Below are 15379 nucleotides of genomic sequence, written 5' to 3' on the forward strand. Positions count from 1 at the left end.
AGCTCGAACGCCGCCTCATCCAGCTCCCACTGGACCGAACGCGCGAGCACTGCAAGACGCGAACCAGAAGCCATCGCCACCCCCAACAAGGCAAAGTAGGCATTCACGGTATCGCAGGTCGTTCGAGGCAAGCAAGGCAGCGGGAACCGATCGGGGCACACACGATGACCAGGTGGCCGACAACGAGACTCCGCTGATCTCCAGCTCCGAGCTTGCAAAGAGGCTTGGCCTTGCCAGGCGGACGATCTCGAACTACGCCCAGAAGGGTTGGATCACACCAGCCTTGACCACCCCTGGCGGCCAGTACCGCTGGCGCTACGACGACGTCGTTGCCGAGATGCGCAAACTCGCCGAGGAACGCCGCAAGGAAAGCGACTGACCTGCAGTAGCGGTCCGCGTGTTTAGACTTTCTCTACTTCATCAAGGGCGGCCCCTGCGGGGCCGCCTGCCGCTGTATGCGAGCCAGGGTGGAGCTGCCGACCTTCTTGTATGCGAGCCCGGCCAGGCCTGCCGCCTGGCCGGGCGTGCGGCTTCGCCGGTCCCGGCCAGGCGGCAGGCGGCCGGGCGCAAGCGGAAAGGTCGGCAGCTGCACCCTGGCGCCAGCGGTGGCAGGCGGCCCCGCAGGAGCACGCCCGACGCAGACCAAGTCAACCGCGGTTTCCCTCACCACATCCATCGCTCACCTGGGCACACTCAGAGCACAGTGCTGGGCGCGCTGCGGAGCTGGTCGCCTTCCCACTCCAGCGAGCGCACAAGGTGCCGGCCGCGAAGGTGCTCACCGGCTTATGGTCGCTACATGCATCCAACAACTCAGCCGTCATCTTCCTAAAGAGCACCATGGTGGTGCATGGCTTCGAGCAACGATTGTGCCGAGTCACGGATGATGACCAGCGCCAAATTGGGATCCTCGTACCCTTCAGCGCCTGACCAGGCATCACGGAGATTGGCCACGCACCGCCGCAAGTAATGGGGTGCGCCAGCAGAGCCTTGATCTTCCATCTGGCGCGCGACAGCCAGTAGCGCCTGTTCCAGGCCCGTGCTCTCGGTTTCGGCCATGGTCTCCTCGCTGCCCGTGGTGAACTTCTTCAGCGACCCCCGCTGGCGTGCCTCGAACCGTACCTTTCCGACAAAGGCGAAGCCTCTTCACTGGCCATCATTCGCGAGCAGACGAACGCGCGACCGATGCCACAGACGACGTGCCGTGAAACCAGTTCACTTCGTCAGCTGTCTTCGCCCTTCTTGTCTTCCTCGCCCTTCTTATCGTCTTCGCCTTTGCCTTCCTGTTCCTTGGTTTTCGTGGGCGCAGGTGGGGGTGGAGGTGGTGGCGGCGTGATGGTTTCGGCATGCAGGACGGTGTCAGTGTTGATCAGAGGTGCACCGTCTTCGACCAGCAGTCCGAGTTGGTGAAATTCCTTGACGCGGGTTCCGTCGGGTTTGGTCAGCTCGATGCCGACGTGCACGGTGTTGTCGCCAGTGGTGGCCGGAGGTGAGAAGACGGTGACGTCGGCGATCTGAGCCCATGCCGCGTCGTAGTTCTGCTGCCCTTGCGCCTGCAGCTGTGGACCGAGGCGGGGCCAGGCGTTGCCGGGGTGCTGGGGCAGCAGGGCGTAGTAGTCGGATACGACGCGTTCGAGTTCGGCGGGTGAGGCCGTGCTCGTACCGGCCGCAGGCTCCGGGGCCTCGGAGGGCAGCTGTGTCATCGCCAGGATGACCAGCAGGATCGCGACGGCTACGAGTCCGGCGATCAGCCGCGGACGGCGGCTTGGGCGGGTGTTGTACTGCGGGCTGGTGTGCTGGTTCCATTCGGCGACCGGGGTGTTGTCCAGGCGTGTGCCGTGGTGGCCGCCGGTGGGTGGCACGACGGCTGTGGTGTGCTCGGAGATTCTGCTGATGACCTGGGTGCGGTCTTCCAGGGGAGCAGTGAGCTCGGCGGGCAGGGAGTGGCCGGAGGCCACGGCGTGCAGTGCTGCATGCAGTTGCTCCGGTGTAGGGCGTTGGTTCGGGTTGGTGTCGAGCATGCGGTCGAGCACGGGGCCCAATGTTCCGGCGTTTTCGGCCGGTCGGATCGCACCGGCGGCCACGCGGTGCAGCAGCACCAGGGAGTTCTCGGTGTCCTCGCCGGAAGGCGGGAGACCTTCCACGGCGGCGTAGAGGGTGGCCCCGAGCGCGTAGATGTCCGATGCCGGGCTGGGGTCCTTGCCTCGAGCGATCTCGGGTGCGAGGTAGGCCGGGGTGCCGGAGAGGATTCCGGTTTTGGTCACTGCGATGTCGTCGGCGGCGTGCGAAATCCCGAAGTCGGCGATCTTGACGGTGCCATCGTCGCCGAGCAGCACGTTGCCGGGCTTGATGTCGCGGTGCACGATGCCGGCCTGGTGGGCTGCGGCCAGGGCCTGGACGGCTTGGGAGCCGATGACCGCGACGGTTTCCGGGGCCATGCGGTGCTGTTCGGCCAGGACATCGGCGAGGCTGCGTGAAGGCAGGTATTCCATGACCAACACGGGAAGTCCGTCGTGCTCGGTGACGTCATGCACGGCGATGGCGTTGGTGTGCTGCAAGCGGGCGGCCAGCCGTCCTTCGCGCATGGCGCGTTGCCGTGCCTCGTCGGCAGCTCGTGGTTCCATGCCGTGCGTGGCGTGGAGCTGCTTGACGGCGACGGGGCGCTGCAACAGTTCATCGGTGGCCAGCCACACGACGCCCATGCCGCCGCTGCCCAGCTGCCGTTCCAGACGGTACCGGCTGGCCAGCAGCGTGCCGATCTCGCTCACTCGTTGTCCTTCGTGCTTGACTGTGCCCGAACCGCGCCTGTGGCAGCGGGTTTCGGGGGGCATGAAGGCTGGTGCCGACGCCCGCGCTGAGATGGGTGTGACCGCCATCCGCGAGCGGGCGTCGGCCCGGCCGATCCTACGTAGCCCGGTCGGATTAGTGAAGATGCTCCCTAATGACCGACCTCACTCGCGCTCTCAGGTGGTTCGTACGGGAGCTGGAGGCCAGGAGCGATGGTCAGACCCGTGCCCCTGCACTGCGGACAGAGCCGCTTGCGGGTGACGAACTCCGGCGCTTGCCCGGCTTCCGTGAGCACCTGCACTGCGGAGACCTCGCGCTGCCCCTGGCAGTGCTCGCATCTGGGCCGGGGCCAGCAGATACTTGGCAGCGCCTCAGCTCGGGCGATCACCTGTATCCGCAGCTCCTCCAGATGCGAGGGGCGTTCATCCGGGTGGGCATGGCGTCCAGCAGAGTCGGCTTGCAACGCGGACTCGTAACTGCGCAACGCCTCCTCCACGTCGTCGCCGATGCCGCCCAGTCGCGTTTCCCGCATACCGCGGCCCCCTTCGCTCAGCCGCCCATGGACTCGGCGGTGGTGATGACCTCCGGCGGGACCGGGCTGTCAGAGGCCAGGGCCTCGAAGAGGGTTTGGGACTTCTGCTTGTCCCACTTGACCACCGACCCACCCCCGTCGGTCTCGCCGAAGCCGCCGAAGGGCACGGTCGTGGTGATGCCGTCGCCGGAGGCGATGCCGTTCATGGCGAAGGCCAGACCGCCCAGGTGCCACACGTGGTCGTCGCGGTTGACCAGGAACGTGCTGGAGGTGTTGAGGATCAGCGGGAACAGCCGCAGCGGGTTGAGGAACACCTCCGGGCTGGACGCCTTCTCCGACAGCGCGCTGAGGAACTCGCGCTGCCGCTCCACGCGGTCGAGATCGCCGCGAGCGGTGGCGCGGGTGCGCACGTAGCCCAGCGCCTGCGGACCGGTCAGCGTCTGGCAGCCCGGCTGGAGGTCCAGGTTGGCCTTGGGGTCCTGCATCGGCTCCTTCACGCACAGGTCCACGCCGCCGACCGCGTCGGTCATGTCCGCGAACCCGCCGAGGCCGACCTCGGCGTAGTGGTCGACGCGCAGCCCGGTGTTCGCCTCGATCGTCTTGACCAGCAACTGCGACCCGCCGTAGGCGAAGGCGGAGTTGAGCTTGTCCTTGCCCTGCCCCGGGATCGACACGTAGGAGTCGCGCGGCAGGCTGACCATCGTCGGCTTGCCACCGGCGGCCGGCACGTGCACCAGCATCATCGTGTCGGTGCGGCGACCCGCGGTGTCGCCGGTGCCGAGCTCGGCCTGCCGCTCGGGGTCCAGGCCCTCGCGCGAGTCCGAGCCCACCAGCAGCCAGTTCGTCCCCGGCCCATCGGCCGGCCGTTCACCATCGGTCGGGATGGCGTCCTCGCGCTTGAGCGAGAAGTCCACGTAGACCAGGAACCCCACCAAGACCAGCAAGAAGACCGCCAGAATCCTGCGGCCCGGACGACGGCGCGGGCGGTAGTGCTGCGGCGGCCCGTAGGGACGCTGTCGCTGTGCGTAGGTCATATCGCCTTCCGAAACAATCGCCGGACACGTACCCGCCCCCCGACGGCACGGCGCGAAGCATCGCAGAGCGACACCGACGAAAGTAGGGCCTAGCCCACATGGGTGACCTACGTTCCGAACACAGAGTCATCACGCATCGATAACCATCCGCGCAAGCGGCAATTTAGTTGCATGAGACAATTCGATATTTCAGCTGGGTACGGCGGCAAAGCGACGCAGATTCAGGTTAATTGCAAGACCTGGTGAACCTTCTCTCGCGTCACCCGAATGAGGGCCGGGTTGTTTCAACCGGGTCAAGGCGGACACAATCCGCAACCATGAACTACGACCCGCGCTACGGTCCGCCGCCCCAGCAGGGCTACCCGCACCCGCAGCAGCCGGGCCCGTATCAGCAGCAGCCGCCGGGCCCGTACCCACAGCAGCCGCCTCACCAGGGCGGATACTACGACGAGCCGCCGCACGGTCGGCGTCGAGACGACAGCAGCGAGACCATCGCCCACATCGTCCGCGTCGTCGTGGGCGTGGTCATCGCGATCTTCACGCTGCACGTGTTGTTCGTGGTCTTCGACGCCAATCAAGGAAACGGATTCGTCTCGTTCATTTACACGATGGCGCAGGTCTTCGTACTCGGCCTCGGCGACGTCTTCACTCCCGACGACGAACTCCTCGGCGTTGTCCTCAACTACGCCCTCGCCGCCCTCGTCTGGGCCGTCGGCGGCAAGCTCGTTATCAAGGCCCTCCGCCGCTGACGCCTGACAGACCGGAAACCTACGACTAAAGTGGCAGGACGATTTCCACTTTTCTCGGCTTCCGCTTGCCAGAATCATTCTGGAACTGAGCTCTCCGCGTGGGCGGACTGGTGGTCAATGCACCGCCGGTCCGCCTTCGTTGCTTTCGGGGGCCTGTGATGCGCCATTGCCTCGGCCCCGCCCTGGAGCGCAGCTGCCTCTGTCCGCCGCCCGAACGGGTGGCTTCGCACCGGGCTGGCGGAGTCAGACTGGCGATCATTCGCACGTGTGTTCCATCCTTAAGTTGTCGGGCTGGAGGATGGGGAAGATCCAGAAGGCTCGGCACCGGGTCGGTCGCTGCACCTCTCTGACCGACCCGACCAAACTTCACGTCGGAGCGGACACCAGGTGGCGAACGAGGGTGGCGATGGCTGGCAGGGCACACGGCGACGGCCGGACACCCCGCAACCCATCTGGGTCCGCCTGACGCAGGCCCTACCGCCACAACGCGGCATCGGCTATTGCAACACCCAGCTCCGCGTACGAGCGGGCGGCATCGACGTATCCGCCACCGCCCCTGGGGTCCTGCTGGCTTGGCATCAGACGTGCGTAGGCGACTGGTGGGCACTCGCCACCTTCGAGCTGACCAACCGATCCGGCAAGCCTGCGTTAGTCGTGACTCAGCTCGTACCTGCGAGCGCCGTCAAACCACGCTAGAGGACGGCAGAAGTCGCCAGTTAATTGCCAAGAATCAGCCGCAGACGACGGCAAACGACGATAGGCAAGGCGAACTTCAGAATTCCCATCCATGCAGCTAACCAAAGGTCTTGTCAGGCAACGGCAAGCACTGTCCACCATGGATCGACAATCCGCGGGTTCAGGGTTCGATCCCCTGGCGGCCCACCAAAACCCCAGGTCACACGGCCTGGGGTTCTTTGCTTTCACGATCGCCTTCAAGCGAGATCGGCTGCCACGACCCGATGGTTCCGCTGAGCCGCTCCGCCGGTGAGAACGACGCGCCGGAGGCGGACGGCGCCCGTTGGCGGTCGCCTGACCGGTTCGGCACCGGGTGCTGCGGTCACCGTTGCGGACGGACCAAGGCGATCAACGGGTGACCGGTCTCCTCGTCCAGGCGCTTTCCCCGCTCTTCGAATCCCATGAGCTCGTAGAAACCCCGAGCGCTGGTGTTGGCTTCGAACACTTCGAGCCGCAGCTCGCCGCGCAGCGCCGCAGCGTGCTCCACCAGCGCTCGACCCACGCCTCGCCCCTGCACCCGGGGGTCGACGAACAAGCCGCCGACCTCGTTCCCGAGGAGGCCCAGCAGGGCGATGACGCCTCCGCCGTCCTCCGCGACCCAGTTCTCAGCCTCGCGGAGGTAGATCTCCCGGAGCTTGCGCGCCCGTTCCCCCTCGCCCTCGCCGTCGATGAACGGGTGTGCCGACTTCGAGGCGCGCGACCACAGATCGACCACCACGTCTTCGTCGGAGGCCTGGTAGCGCCGGATGACTGGTTTCGTTCCCACCTCGCGCACGCTAAGCAGGCCTCCTGCTCCGATCAAACGATTTTCGACTTCTCCGGTCGCAGGCCGCGGTCTGGCTGGTCAGGAGATCCACTGCTGTTCTCTGATCGGGGGGCGCATGCCTCGGATGCAGGCCACCATCTCCAGGGTTCGCCGGGTGGGGAGGACCTGGTGGGAGCGGAACATGATGGCTCCGGCGTGGGCGGCTACCGCGGTGGCCGCCAGGGTTCCGGTGAGGAGCTCGTCCTTGTCCGCGGCGTCCAGGTCGAGGCTTTCGCGGACGAAGGTCTTGTTCGACAGCGCCATCAGCACCGGCCACCCCGCGGCGACGATCTCCTCGACGCGCGCCACCAATTCCAGGTGGTCCACCGTGTTCTTCCCGTAGCCGGTGCCGTCGATGAGGATGCCTTCGCGGGGCACGCCCTTGGACTCGGCGAGCGCGGCCAAGCGCGTGGTCTCCTCGACGACCGTGGAGACGACGTCGTCGTAGTCCGAGCGGACCGGCTCGGCGCGGGGGTCGCGGTTGGCGTGGGTGCACAGGTACCCGGCGCCGTGATCAGCCGCCACGTCGAGGATCTGCGGGTCGGCTGCGCCCCAGGCGTCGTTGATGATGTCCGCGCCCGCGCGGCAGACCGCGTCGGCCACCTCGTGCCGCCAGGTGTCGACGCTGATCAGCACGTCCGGGTGGTTCTGGTGGGTCCATTCCACCGTCGGGAGCACCCGCCGGATCTCCTCCTCGGTGTCGACCTCGTCGCCGGGGCTCGCGGTCACGCCACCGATGTCGATCACGTCGGCGCCCTCTGCGACCGCGCGCTCGACGGCGGCCTTGGCCGCGTCCTCCTCGAAGGTGGAGCCTCGGTCGTAGAACGAATCCGGCGTGCGGTTGACGATCGCCATCACCAACGCCCGGTCCCGAACGACTCGGCGACCGCGGAACACCAGGTCGACCGCACTGGATCCAAGATCTCGCAATTCCCGTTCCTTCCTGCGAGGGCCTGGGGGAGCCCGATACCGGCAGTTTGCCAGAACGGCCGCGCCGCGAGGAGCGCTCAGCTGTTCGAGACCAGGTAGCGGACCAGCAAGGTGTCGTCCTGCGCGAGCACCGAGGCGAGGCTGAGCCGGGCGGGGTCGATGCCGGCTCCCTTGGCGATCCGGTCCGCCGTCCCGGACACCAGCAGCGGCGAGATCGTCAGGCGCAGCTCGTCGACGGCACCCGCTTCGAGCAGCGAGCCGAAGAGCCGCGGCCCGCCGTCGCAGTGGATCCGCCGGAGTCCCCGCTGTTCCAGGGCCGCTGTCGCCGCGGCGAAGTCGACCTCGGTCTCACCGGCCAGCACGACCTCCGCACCGGCCGCTTCCCACTGCTCCCGCAGCTCGCGAGGCGCTGAGCCGCTGGTGATCACGATCGTCGGGACCTGGACGTCGGTGATCACCGGCGCGTCCGGCGGGAGGGTTCGGCCGGACGTGACGACCGCGATGCGGGGGATCGGCGCCAGACCGTGGCGCTCGCGGAGCTCGGCCTGGTCCTCGTCGGGTTCGATGCCGCGGAACTCCTCGATGACCGCGGTGTTCGACCCGACCAGGATGACGTCGGCCAACTTGCTCCCCAGCGGGTACACCTCGCGGTCGGCCGCGTTCGTCAGCCCGCCGGAGCGTCCGGCGACCTCGACGGCACCGTCCACGCTCGACACGAAGTTCACCGCCACCCACTTGGACTCGCCCTCGGGATAGCCGTAGAGGCGTTCGAGCTCCGCGCGATCGACGTTCCCCGCCTCGTCCGGCGGCCACAACCGGTACATCAGTCCAGATACCTCACGACGTTCGAGGGCTCGCGCCCACCGGCGATGCTCGCGACCATTTCCAGGGTGTGCCGGGTCTGCCGAACCTGGTGCGCGCGGAACATGACCGCTCCGGCCTGCGCGGCGAGCGCGGTCGCGGCGAGCGTGCCGGTCACCCGGTCGCCGAGCTCCACGTCGAGCGTTTCGCCCACGACGTTCTTGTTGCTCATCGCCATCAGCACCGGCCATCCCGTGTCGATCAGCTCCGGCAACCGGCGGAGGATCTCCAGCGACTGGTAGGTGTTCTTGCCGAAGTCGATCGCGGGGTCGATCAGCAGGCCTTCGCGGGGAACGCCGAGCGAAACCGCCTTCTCCGCCAGCTTCGTCGTCTGGTCGATGACGTCCGCGACGACGTCGTCGTAGTGCGGGCGCGACGGATCGGTGCGCGGTTCGAGTCCGCCGGTGTGGGAGCAGACGTATCCGGCGCCGTACTGGGCGGCCACGTCGAGCATCTGCGGGTCGTAGCCCTGCCACGTGTCGTTGAGCAGGTCGGCACCGGCCTGGCACACGCGGTCGGCGACCTCGTGCCGGTAGGTGTCGATGCTGATGATCAGGTCGGGGAACTCCGCGCGAGACCACTCCAGGGTCGGGAGCACGCGGCGGATCTCCTCCTCGACCGTCACCTCCGGCCCGGGGCTCGCCGGGATGCCGCCGATGTCCAGGACGTCGGCGCCTTCGGCGACGGCGTCTGCGATGGCTGCCCGTGCCCGGCCTTCCTCGAAGGTGGCGCCGTGGTCGTAGAACGAATCCGGCGTGCGGTTGACGATCGCCATGATCAGAGCTCGATCGCTGACCACCGCTCGACCTCGGAAGGCCAACTCAGGCATCCAGCCCCCTAACTGGGAAAACTCGCGCGTACCGCTTCTCGCCGAGCCTACCGAACCGCGACCGTTCCGCGGTCCGCTCACCCACCGCCTCCGCGGCCGTTGGCATCGGGCGGTTCTGGTCGATCGATGTCGGTTCTGCCCGGACGGTTCGGGCCACAACCGCCCCCGGCCGAGCGCGGGCGTGCTTCGATCGACGTCGTGGTGGAGCTGAGCGCGACCGTCCTGGCCGAGCCCGGGGCCGCGGAGCCGCCGGCGGTGTTCGTCCACGGGGTGCTCGCCTGGGGCGACGACGACCGGTACGGGTTCGGGCATCAGCGGGCGCTCGCCGCGCATCGCCGGATCGTGCTGCTCGATCGGCGCGGCCACGGCGGCAGCCCGGATCTGGAGGGGCCGCACCGGACCGACTACGAGGTCGATGCCGCCGACGTCGTCGACGCGCTCGGAGACGGCGCGCACCTGGTGGGGCACTCCTACGGAGGCGTGGCGGCGCTGCTGGCCGCTTCCCGGCGCCCCGACCTCGTCCGGTCGCTGTGCCTCATCCAGCCGGGATCGCTGCGCGTCGCCGAGGACCACCCGGTGATCGCGGACTGCCTCGCCCGCAACCGCGCGGCCACCGGCTCGCTGCCGCCGGACATGACCGCCGAGCAGTACCTCCGGCTGGCCACCGAGAGCGTCGGCATGCCGACCCCGCCCGCGACACCGGAACGTCTTCGCGCCGCCCGCACCAGCATGGGCGAAAGGCCCTGCTGGGACGCGGCGGTCGACCTCGGCCCGATCGCTGACGCGCCCTGGCCGTCGCTGGTCATCGTCGGCGACTGGGCAGGCGCTCCGGACGCCTACCGCCGGCTCGCGGGCGAACCGCTCACCATCGCCGCCCAGGTCCTCGCCGACCGCATCGGCGCAGATCTCCTGACGGTTCCCGGCTTCTACCCCCACGTCCAAGAACCCGAAAACGTCAACACCGCAATCCAGAACCTCTGGTCCCGCACCTGAGACGTCAACCGCGCGAGGTCAGGTGGGCCACCGCCATGTCCACGGTCCGGTCGGCCCAGGTCGGCCAGGTCAGGTCGTCCGGCCAAGCGTGGCAGCTGGCGGCTCGGTGAACGCAGGCGCCGATGATGGTGCGGGCGGTGAACCGCACGGCTGCGCGAGGTTCGGGCCGAGCGATGTCGTCCAGGTGCGGCTCGACGGCGTCGACGAGCGCGCGTTGGACCGTGTCGAGCGCCCGCAAGCCGCGCTCGGCGCCGTCCGCCGACTGCGCGCTGAGCAGTTCGGGGAAGGCGCGGGTGTGTCCCGAGAAGGCGCTCGCCATCGCGCCGGTGAAGGCTTCGACCACGCCGCGCAGACCAGGGTTCGCTGACCGGAGCGCCTCGGCCACAGCGGATTCCAGCTGTTCGAGGAGCTGGTCCTTCACAGCTTCGAGCAGCTGTTCCTTGCCGCTGAATCGGCGGTAGATCGCACCCACCGACACGCCCGCGTGCTCGGCGACCGCCGCGACGGTGAAGTCGTCGATGCCGCCGGTGCTGAGGACGTGCTCGGCCGAGGTCAGCAGCTTCTGCAGGGACTCTCGGCTGCGGGCCTGCTGCGGCGGCCGGAAGTGCGGGGCGGTCATCTCCACGACGCTACCGCCCGCCCCCGAACCCCTCCATATGCGAATGATAATTTCTATTCGCATAGGCGAGAGCGAGGCCGGACAGTGGTGAACATCGAGGTGCGCGACGCCTACGTCGACTTCCCGATCTTCGACGCCAAAACGCGCTCATTGAAGAAGAAGGTCTTCGGCAAGGTCGGAGGCAAGATCGGCACCGGGGCGAAGGTGCCGATCATCGAGGCGCTGCGCGACATCACGCTGTCGCTGCGCGACGGCGACCGCGTGGCGCTCGTCGGGCACAACGGAGCGGGCAAGTCGACGCTGCTGCGGCTGCTGTCGGGCATCTACGAACCCACCCGCGGCACCGCCCGCATCCGGGGCAAGGTCGCCCCGGTCTTCGACCTCGGCGTCGGAATGGACCCGGAGGTCTCGGGCTACGAGAACATCGTCATCCGCGGCCTGTTCCTCGGCATGACCCGCGCGCAGATGCGGGAACGCGCCGACGACATCGCGGAGTTCACCGAACTCGGCGACTACCTGCACATGCCGCTGCGCACCTACTCCGCCGGCATGCGGGTGCGGCTCGCGCTCGGTGTGGTCACCACGATCGACCCGGAGATCCTCATCCTCGACGAGGGATTGGGCGCGGTCGACGCGGCGTTCATCGCGAAAGCCCGCCAGCGCATGGTGGATCTGGTCGAGCGCTCGGGAATGCTGGTGTTCGCCTCGCACTCCGACGAACTCCTGCTGGAGCTGTGCACCACGGCGATCTGGATGGACGAGGGCACGATCCGCGAGGTCGGGGATGTTCGGGACGTTCTTGCTGCCTACAAAGGGCATCGGGCGATGTGGGCGGGTGGCGTCGGTACTGTGGGGCCGTGATGGAGATCTGGGTGAACCCGCAGTGCTCGAAGTGCCGTTCCGCTGTTGGCGAGCTCGACGCCGCCGGGGCCGGGTACACCGTGCGGCGGTACCTCGAAGATCCTCCGTCCGTCGCCGAGCTCGAAGCCGTGCTGGGGCGGCTCGGCCTGGAACCGTGGGACATCGCGCGGACCGGTGAGGCCGTGGCGAAGGAGCTCGGGCTCCGCGAGCTGCCGAAGGACGCCGAGCACCGCGACGACTGGCTGCGGTTGATGAGCGAGAACCCGAAGCTGATCCAGCGGCCGATCATCACCGCGTCCGAGGGCACCACCGTCGTCGGCCGCGACCCGGAATCGGTGAGCCGCGTCCTCGACGCCGAGAAGAACGCCTGAGAGCTGTTGAGGAATTGCTTTGCGCGGCGGTGCGGGTAGCGGAACCTGGCCGCCTTCGTGGTCTCCGTGCGCCGCTCCTTGAGCACGTGAATACGCGGCGTCCCGGCGTACTCGCCACGAAGGCGCTGGCGAACCCGCGGCGGTGCCGGTGCCTTGGGTGGGGGAAGAGGATGCGGCTCCGCCGCATGCTTGAACAGCCCCTGACCACCAAGGGTTTTCGGCGGATCAGTCGCGGCGGCTGAGGCGCTCGCCGACGCGGATGATGCGCTCGCCGACGTTGTCGGCGAGATCGCTGGTGGCGTGGGCGACCCGGTCCGCCGCGGTCCTGCTCACCGCCGCGGCCTTGGTCGCGGCGTCCTCGGTGAACTCCGCCGTCGCAGCACCGGCCTGATCCGCCCAGCTGGCGGCGCGCCCGGAGAACCGCGCGACGTGCTCGGCGGCGTCCTCGCGAACCTGCTCGTAGAACTTCGCGGTCTGCGCGACCGTGCTGTCGACCAGCTTCGAGAACGCTTCGGGAACCGGCACCGCAACCTCCTCCGGAGACGCCGAGGGAACCTGTTACTTCGAGTAACACATTAGGCACATCACACCTCATCCGCAACGCCCGCCGCATCGACGAGTCGTGCGGAGCAGCGCAGCGGGCGTTGGCCGGAGCCCGCTGGTGCATCAGGTCCAGTCCACTGTGGATCACCTGCCGCCGAGCGTGACGAGAGTCGCTCCGGAGGCGACTTGATCGTGCCGAACTGGGACTACTCCTTCCTGTAACCGGAAGTTGTGATTCCGCGTGGCCCGGCCGATGCCCGACCGCAACCTCGGGCACATAGGATCAAAGCCCCAGGAGAGGGATTGCCCGCACGGCCGCTGAGCAGGCGTGAACCTGAACATGCCAAAACGGTTGATGTGGGCAGAAACGGCGCCGACACGTCGGCAACCACGAAGGACAGATACCTATGCTTCAGCAGCGGACGCGACTGTTCGGTTCCATCGCGGGCCTGTGCACCGCCGGCGCACTGCTCGCCGGCTGCGGCGGTGGCGAATCGGCCGAGCACGCGCAGCACCAGCCCGCGCCGCAGGCTCCCGCCCAGGGGCAGTCCGCTGCGGGCAAGCAGACCTCCGGGACGTTCGAGAACTTCTCGCCGGCCGCCAAGGCCATCACCTACAAGCCGGACCAGGTGCCGGTGGGTGGGCAGATCAACGTGTCCTCCTCCAACGCCGACGGCAAGAGCAAGGTGACCGTCGAGGTCAAGGGCCTGCAGCCGAACCGTGCCTACGGTGCTCACGTGCACGTCAAGGCGTGCGGCCCGACCGGCGAGGACGCCGGCTCGCACTACCAGGAGAAGGCCGACCCGGTGAAGCCGTCGGTCGACCCGGCCTTCGCCAACCCGCAGAACGAGGTCTGGCTGGACTTCCACACCGACGCCCAGGGCAACGGCACCGCCACCGCCGAGGGCACCTGGGCGCTGGCCACCCGCGATGACGCCCAGTCGGTCGTCATCCACGAGACCCACACCCACTCCGAGCCCGGCAAGGCCGGCTCCGCGGGCGGGCGCCTGGCCTGCATCTCCGCGGACTTCTGAGCCGCCTGAAGCACCGGGAAGGGCACTCGCCGGCAGGCGGGTGCCCTTCCCGCTCTTCCGGCTGCGGGAACGACCGCGACGCAGGTCACGGGTGATCGAGGTTCGGCGTCAGGGACAATGGGTGCGATGACCGCTCTGGACCTGCCCGCCGCGACGGGCGCCAAGACGCTGCGGATCGGGCCCCACGAGGTCGATCCGCCGGTGGTGCTCGCGCCCATGGCGGGGATCACCAACGTCGCGTTCCGGCGGCTGTGCCGGGAGTACGGCGCCGGGTTGTACGTGTGCGAGATGATCACCAGCCGCGCGCTGGTGGAGCGGCACCCGAAGACGCTGGAAATGATCACCTTCGACGCCGACGAGCACCCGCGCTCGATGCAGCTCTACGGCGTCGACCCGGAGACCATGGGCAAGGCCGTGCGCATGATCGTCGAGGAAGACCTCGCCGATCACGTCGACATGAACTTCGGCTGCCCGGTGCCGAAGGTGACCCGCAAGGGCGGTGGATCGGCGCTGCCGTACAAGCGGCGGCTGTTCGCCGACATCGTGCGCGCCGCGGTCGAAGCCGCCGAGCCCGCCGGGATCCCGGTCACCGTGAAGTTCCGCATCGGCATCGACGACGAGCACATCACCTACCTCGACGCCGGTCGCCTCGCCGAGGACAACGGTGCCGCCGCCGTCGCGCTGCACGGCCGGACCGCCTCGCAGCGCTACTCCGGCACCGCCGACTGGTCGGCGATCCGCACCCTCAAGGAGCACGTCACCTCCATCCCGGTGCTGGGCAACGGCGACATCTTCAGCGCCGACGACGCGCTGCGGATGGTGGCCGAAACCGGTTGCGACGGCGTGGTCGTCGGCCGCGGCTGCCTCGGGCGCCCGTGGCTGTTCCGCGACCTGCAGGCCGCGTTCACCGGACGGCCCGTCCCGGAAGGCCCGAACCTGGGCGAGGTCTCGCGCGTGCTGCGGCGTCACGCCGAGCTGCTCGCCGACCACATGGGCGAGGAGAAGGGGCTTCGGGACCTGCGCAAGCACATGTCGCAGTACCTGCGGGGATTTCCCGTGGGATCGGATCTGCGGCACGGTTTCGGGCTCGTCTCCAGCCTCGCGCAGCTCGACGACCTGCTGGCCCAGCTCGACCCGGACGTGCCGTTCCCGGTCGACGCCGAAGGACCGCGCGGACGTCAGGGATCGGCTGGCAAGGTCGTGCTGCCGGAGGGCTGGCTCGACGATCCCGACGACCTCACCGTGCCCTCGGGCGCGGAGATCGACTCCAGCGGCGGCTGACCCGTGCGAGTGGTCTGGCCGCTCCTGGTCGCGCTGTGCGCGACCGGGTGTGCGACGGCCCCGCAGCAGCCGGACTTCCGCGGTTACTTCGCGGACAACAACGCCGCCGCGACCGCGGGCCCGCAGGCGCAGCAGGAGTTCTTCCACCGCTCGCAGCACCCCGATTTCACCGACAGCACGTGCGAACTCGGCGATCTCACGGTGCAGCTGGACCCCGCCTGGAGCACGCTGCGGCCGGACCCCGGGTTCACCGCCGACGGCGTGGTCCCGCGCGGCGAGATCTGGGCGATCGGCGTCGAAGTCACCACCCGCGTGAACGGCAGCGCCACCGGTCATCAGATCGGGTCACAACACCTCGTAGTCCTCGACGGGCGGACCTTCGGGTTCGCACCCTGTCCCCAATAATCGAAAATCCAGA

At 68.4% G+C, this 15379-nt stretch carries 17 protein-coding genes; 8 read left to right on the forward strand and 9 right to left on the reverse strand.

Going from position 1 to position 15379, the window contains the following annotated elements:
• Positions 1-172: 172 nt before the first annotated feature.
• Positions 173-379 carry a MerR family transcriptional regulator gene (locus E1181_RS00910; protein WP_207921951.1) on the forward strand — a complete coding sequence of 69 codons (207 nt, stop codon included), beginning with the start codon at positions 173-175 and terminating at the stop codon, positions 377-379.
• 446 nt (positions 380-825) lie between these two features.
• On the opposite strand, the gene E1181_RS00915 is transcribed toward E1181_RS00910, so the two are convergent.
• The 3 genes from E1181_RS00915 to E1181_RS00930 all read right to left on the reverse strand — a co-directional run bounded on the left by E1181_RS00915 (position 826) and on the right by E1181_RS00930 (position 4350).
• Positions 826-1056: a hypothetical protein gene (locus E1181_RS00915; RefSeq protein ID WP_132671916.1), complete on the reverse strand. Its 231-nt coding sequence runs from the start codon at positions 1054-1056 to the stop codon at positions 826-828.
• 164 nt (positions 1057-1220) lie between these two features.
• Positions 1221-2765: a serine/threonine-protein kinase gene (locus tag E1181_RS00920; RefSeq protein WP_132671917.1), complete on the reverse strand. Its 1545-nt coding sequence runs from the start codon at positions 2763-2765 to the stop codon at positions 1221-1223.
• A 568-nt stretch (positions 2766-3333) separates the two neighbouring features.
• Positions 3334-4350 (reverse strand): LCP family protein, encoded by a 1017-nt coding sequence (locus tag E1181_RS00930; RefSeq protein WP_132671919.1) that lies wholly within the window; start codon positions 4348-4350, stop codon positions 3334-3336.
• A gap of 317 nt (positions 4351-4667) precedes the next feature.
• Between E1181_RS00930 and E1181_RS31945 the strand changes: the two genes are divergently transcribed.
• Entirely contained in the window at positions 4668-5099 is a 432-nt protein-coding gene (locus E1181_RS31945; RefSeq protein WP_235875583.1) for a hypothetical protein, read from the forward strand.
• 1057 nt (positions 5100-6156) lie between these two features.
• Here the strand turns inward: E1181_RS31945 and E1181_RS00940 are convergent.
• The 4 genes from E1181_RS00940 to folP (E1181_RS00955) form a co-directional block, all read right to left on the reverse strand.
• Positions 6157-6600: a GNAT family N-acetyltransferase gene (locus E1181_RS00940; protein ID WP_207921952.1), complete on the reverse strand. Its 444-nt coding sequence runs from the start codon at positions 6598-6600 to the stop codon at positions 6157-6159.
• Between the two features lie 78 nt (positions 6601-6678).
• Entirely contained in the window at positions 6679-7494 is an 816-nt protein-coding gene (gene folP, locus E1181_RS00945) for a dihydropteroate synthase (RefSeq protein WP_132672094.1), read from the reverse strand.
• Positions 7495-7646: 152 nt separating this feature from the next.
• Positions 7647-8393, reverse strand: coding sequence for a pyrimidine reductase family protein (locus E1181_RS00950; RefSeq protein ID WP_132671920.1), 747 nt, complete (start codon positions 8391-8393; stop codon positions 7647-7649).
• Positions 8393-9259: a dihydropteroate synthase gene (gene folP, locus E1181_RS00955; RefSeq protein WP_132671921.1), complete on the reverse strand. Its 867-nt coding sequence runs from the start codon at positions 9257-9259 to the stop codon at positions 8393-8395. The genes E1181_RS00950 and folP (E1181_RS00955) overlap by 1 nt, the downstream gene beginning before the upstream one ends.
• A 126-nt stretch (positions 9260-9385) precedes the next feature.
• Here folP (E1181_RS00955) and E1181_RS00960 point away from each other — a divergent pair, with 126 nt between their 5' ends.
• Positions 9386-10252 (forward strand): alpha/beta fold hydrolase, encoded by an 867-nt coding sequence (locus E1181_RS00960; protein ID WP_132671922.1) that lies wholly within the window; start codon positions 9386-9388, stop codon positions 10250-10252.
• Positions 10253-10256: 4 nt separating this feature from the next.
• Here E1181_RS00960 and E1181_RS00965 read toward each other — a convergent pair whose 3' ends face one another.
• Positions 10257-10871 (reverse strand): TetR/AcrR family transcriptional regulator, encoded by a 615-nt coding sequence (locus E1181_RS00965; RefSeq protein WP_235875593.1) that lies wholly within the window; start codon positions 10869-10871, stop codon positions 10257-10259.
• 84 nt (positions 10872-10955) lie between these two features.
• On the opposite strand from E1181_RS00965, the gene wzt reads away from it, so the two are divergent.
• Entirely contained in the window at positions 10956-11732 is a 777-nt protein-coding gene (gene wzt, locus E1181_RS00970) for a galactan export ABC transporter ATP-binding subunit Wzt/RfbE (protein ID WP_132671924.1), read from the forward strand.
• The gene (locus E1181_RS00975; protein ID WP_132672095.1) at positions 11732-12103 is read left to right on the forward strand and encodes an ArsC/Spx/MgsR family protein; all 372 of its coding nucleotides are present in this window, start codon (positions 11732-11734) and stop codon (positions 12101-12103) included. Before wzt ends, E1181_RS00975 begins: the two co-directional genes overlap by 1 nt.
• 225 nt (positions 12104-12328) lie before the next feature.
• Here the strand turns inward: E1181_RS00975 and E1181_RS00980 are convergent, their stop codons facing one another.
• Positions 12329-12628 carry a hypothetical protein gene (locus tag E1181_RS00980; RefSeq protein ID WP_132671925.1) on the reverse strand — a complete coding sequence of 100 codons (300 nt, stop codon included), beginning with the start codon at positions 12626-12628 and terminating at the stop codon, positions 12329-12331.
• Positions 12629-13053: 425 nt separating this feature from the next.
• Here E1181_RS00980 and E1181_RS00985 point away from each other — a divergent pair, with 425 nt between their 5' ends.
• The 3 genes from E1181_RS00985 (at position 13054) to E1181_RS00995 (ending at position 15366) form a co-directional block, all read left to right on the forward strand.
• On the forward strand, positions 13054-13680 hold the full coding sequence (locus E1181_RS00985; protein ID WP_132671926.1) for a superoxide dismutase family protein: 627 nt from the start codon (positions 13054-13056) through the stop codon (positions 13678-13680).
• Positions 13681-13806: 126 nt separating this feature from the next.
• Complete coding sequence (dusB, locus tag E1181_RS00990) at positions 13807-14961, forward strand: tRNA dihydrouridine synthase DusB (protein ID WP_132671927.1); 1155 nt, start codon at positions 13807-13809, stop codon at positions 14959-14961.
• Between the two features lie 9 nt (positions 14962-14970).
• Entirely contained in the window at positions 14971-15366 is a 396-nt protein-coding gene (locus E1181_RS00995) for a hypothetical protein (protein WP_235875595.1), read from the forward strand.
• Positions 15367-15379 lie beyond the last annotated feature (13 nt).

It is taken from the genome of Saccharopolyspora terrae, assembly GCF_004348435.1.
GTDB lineage: Bacteria > Actinomycetota > Actinomycetes > Mycobacteriales > Pseudonocardiaceae > Saccharopolyspora > Saccharopolyspora endophytica.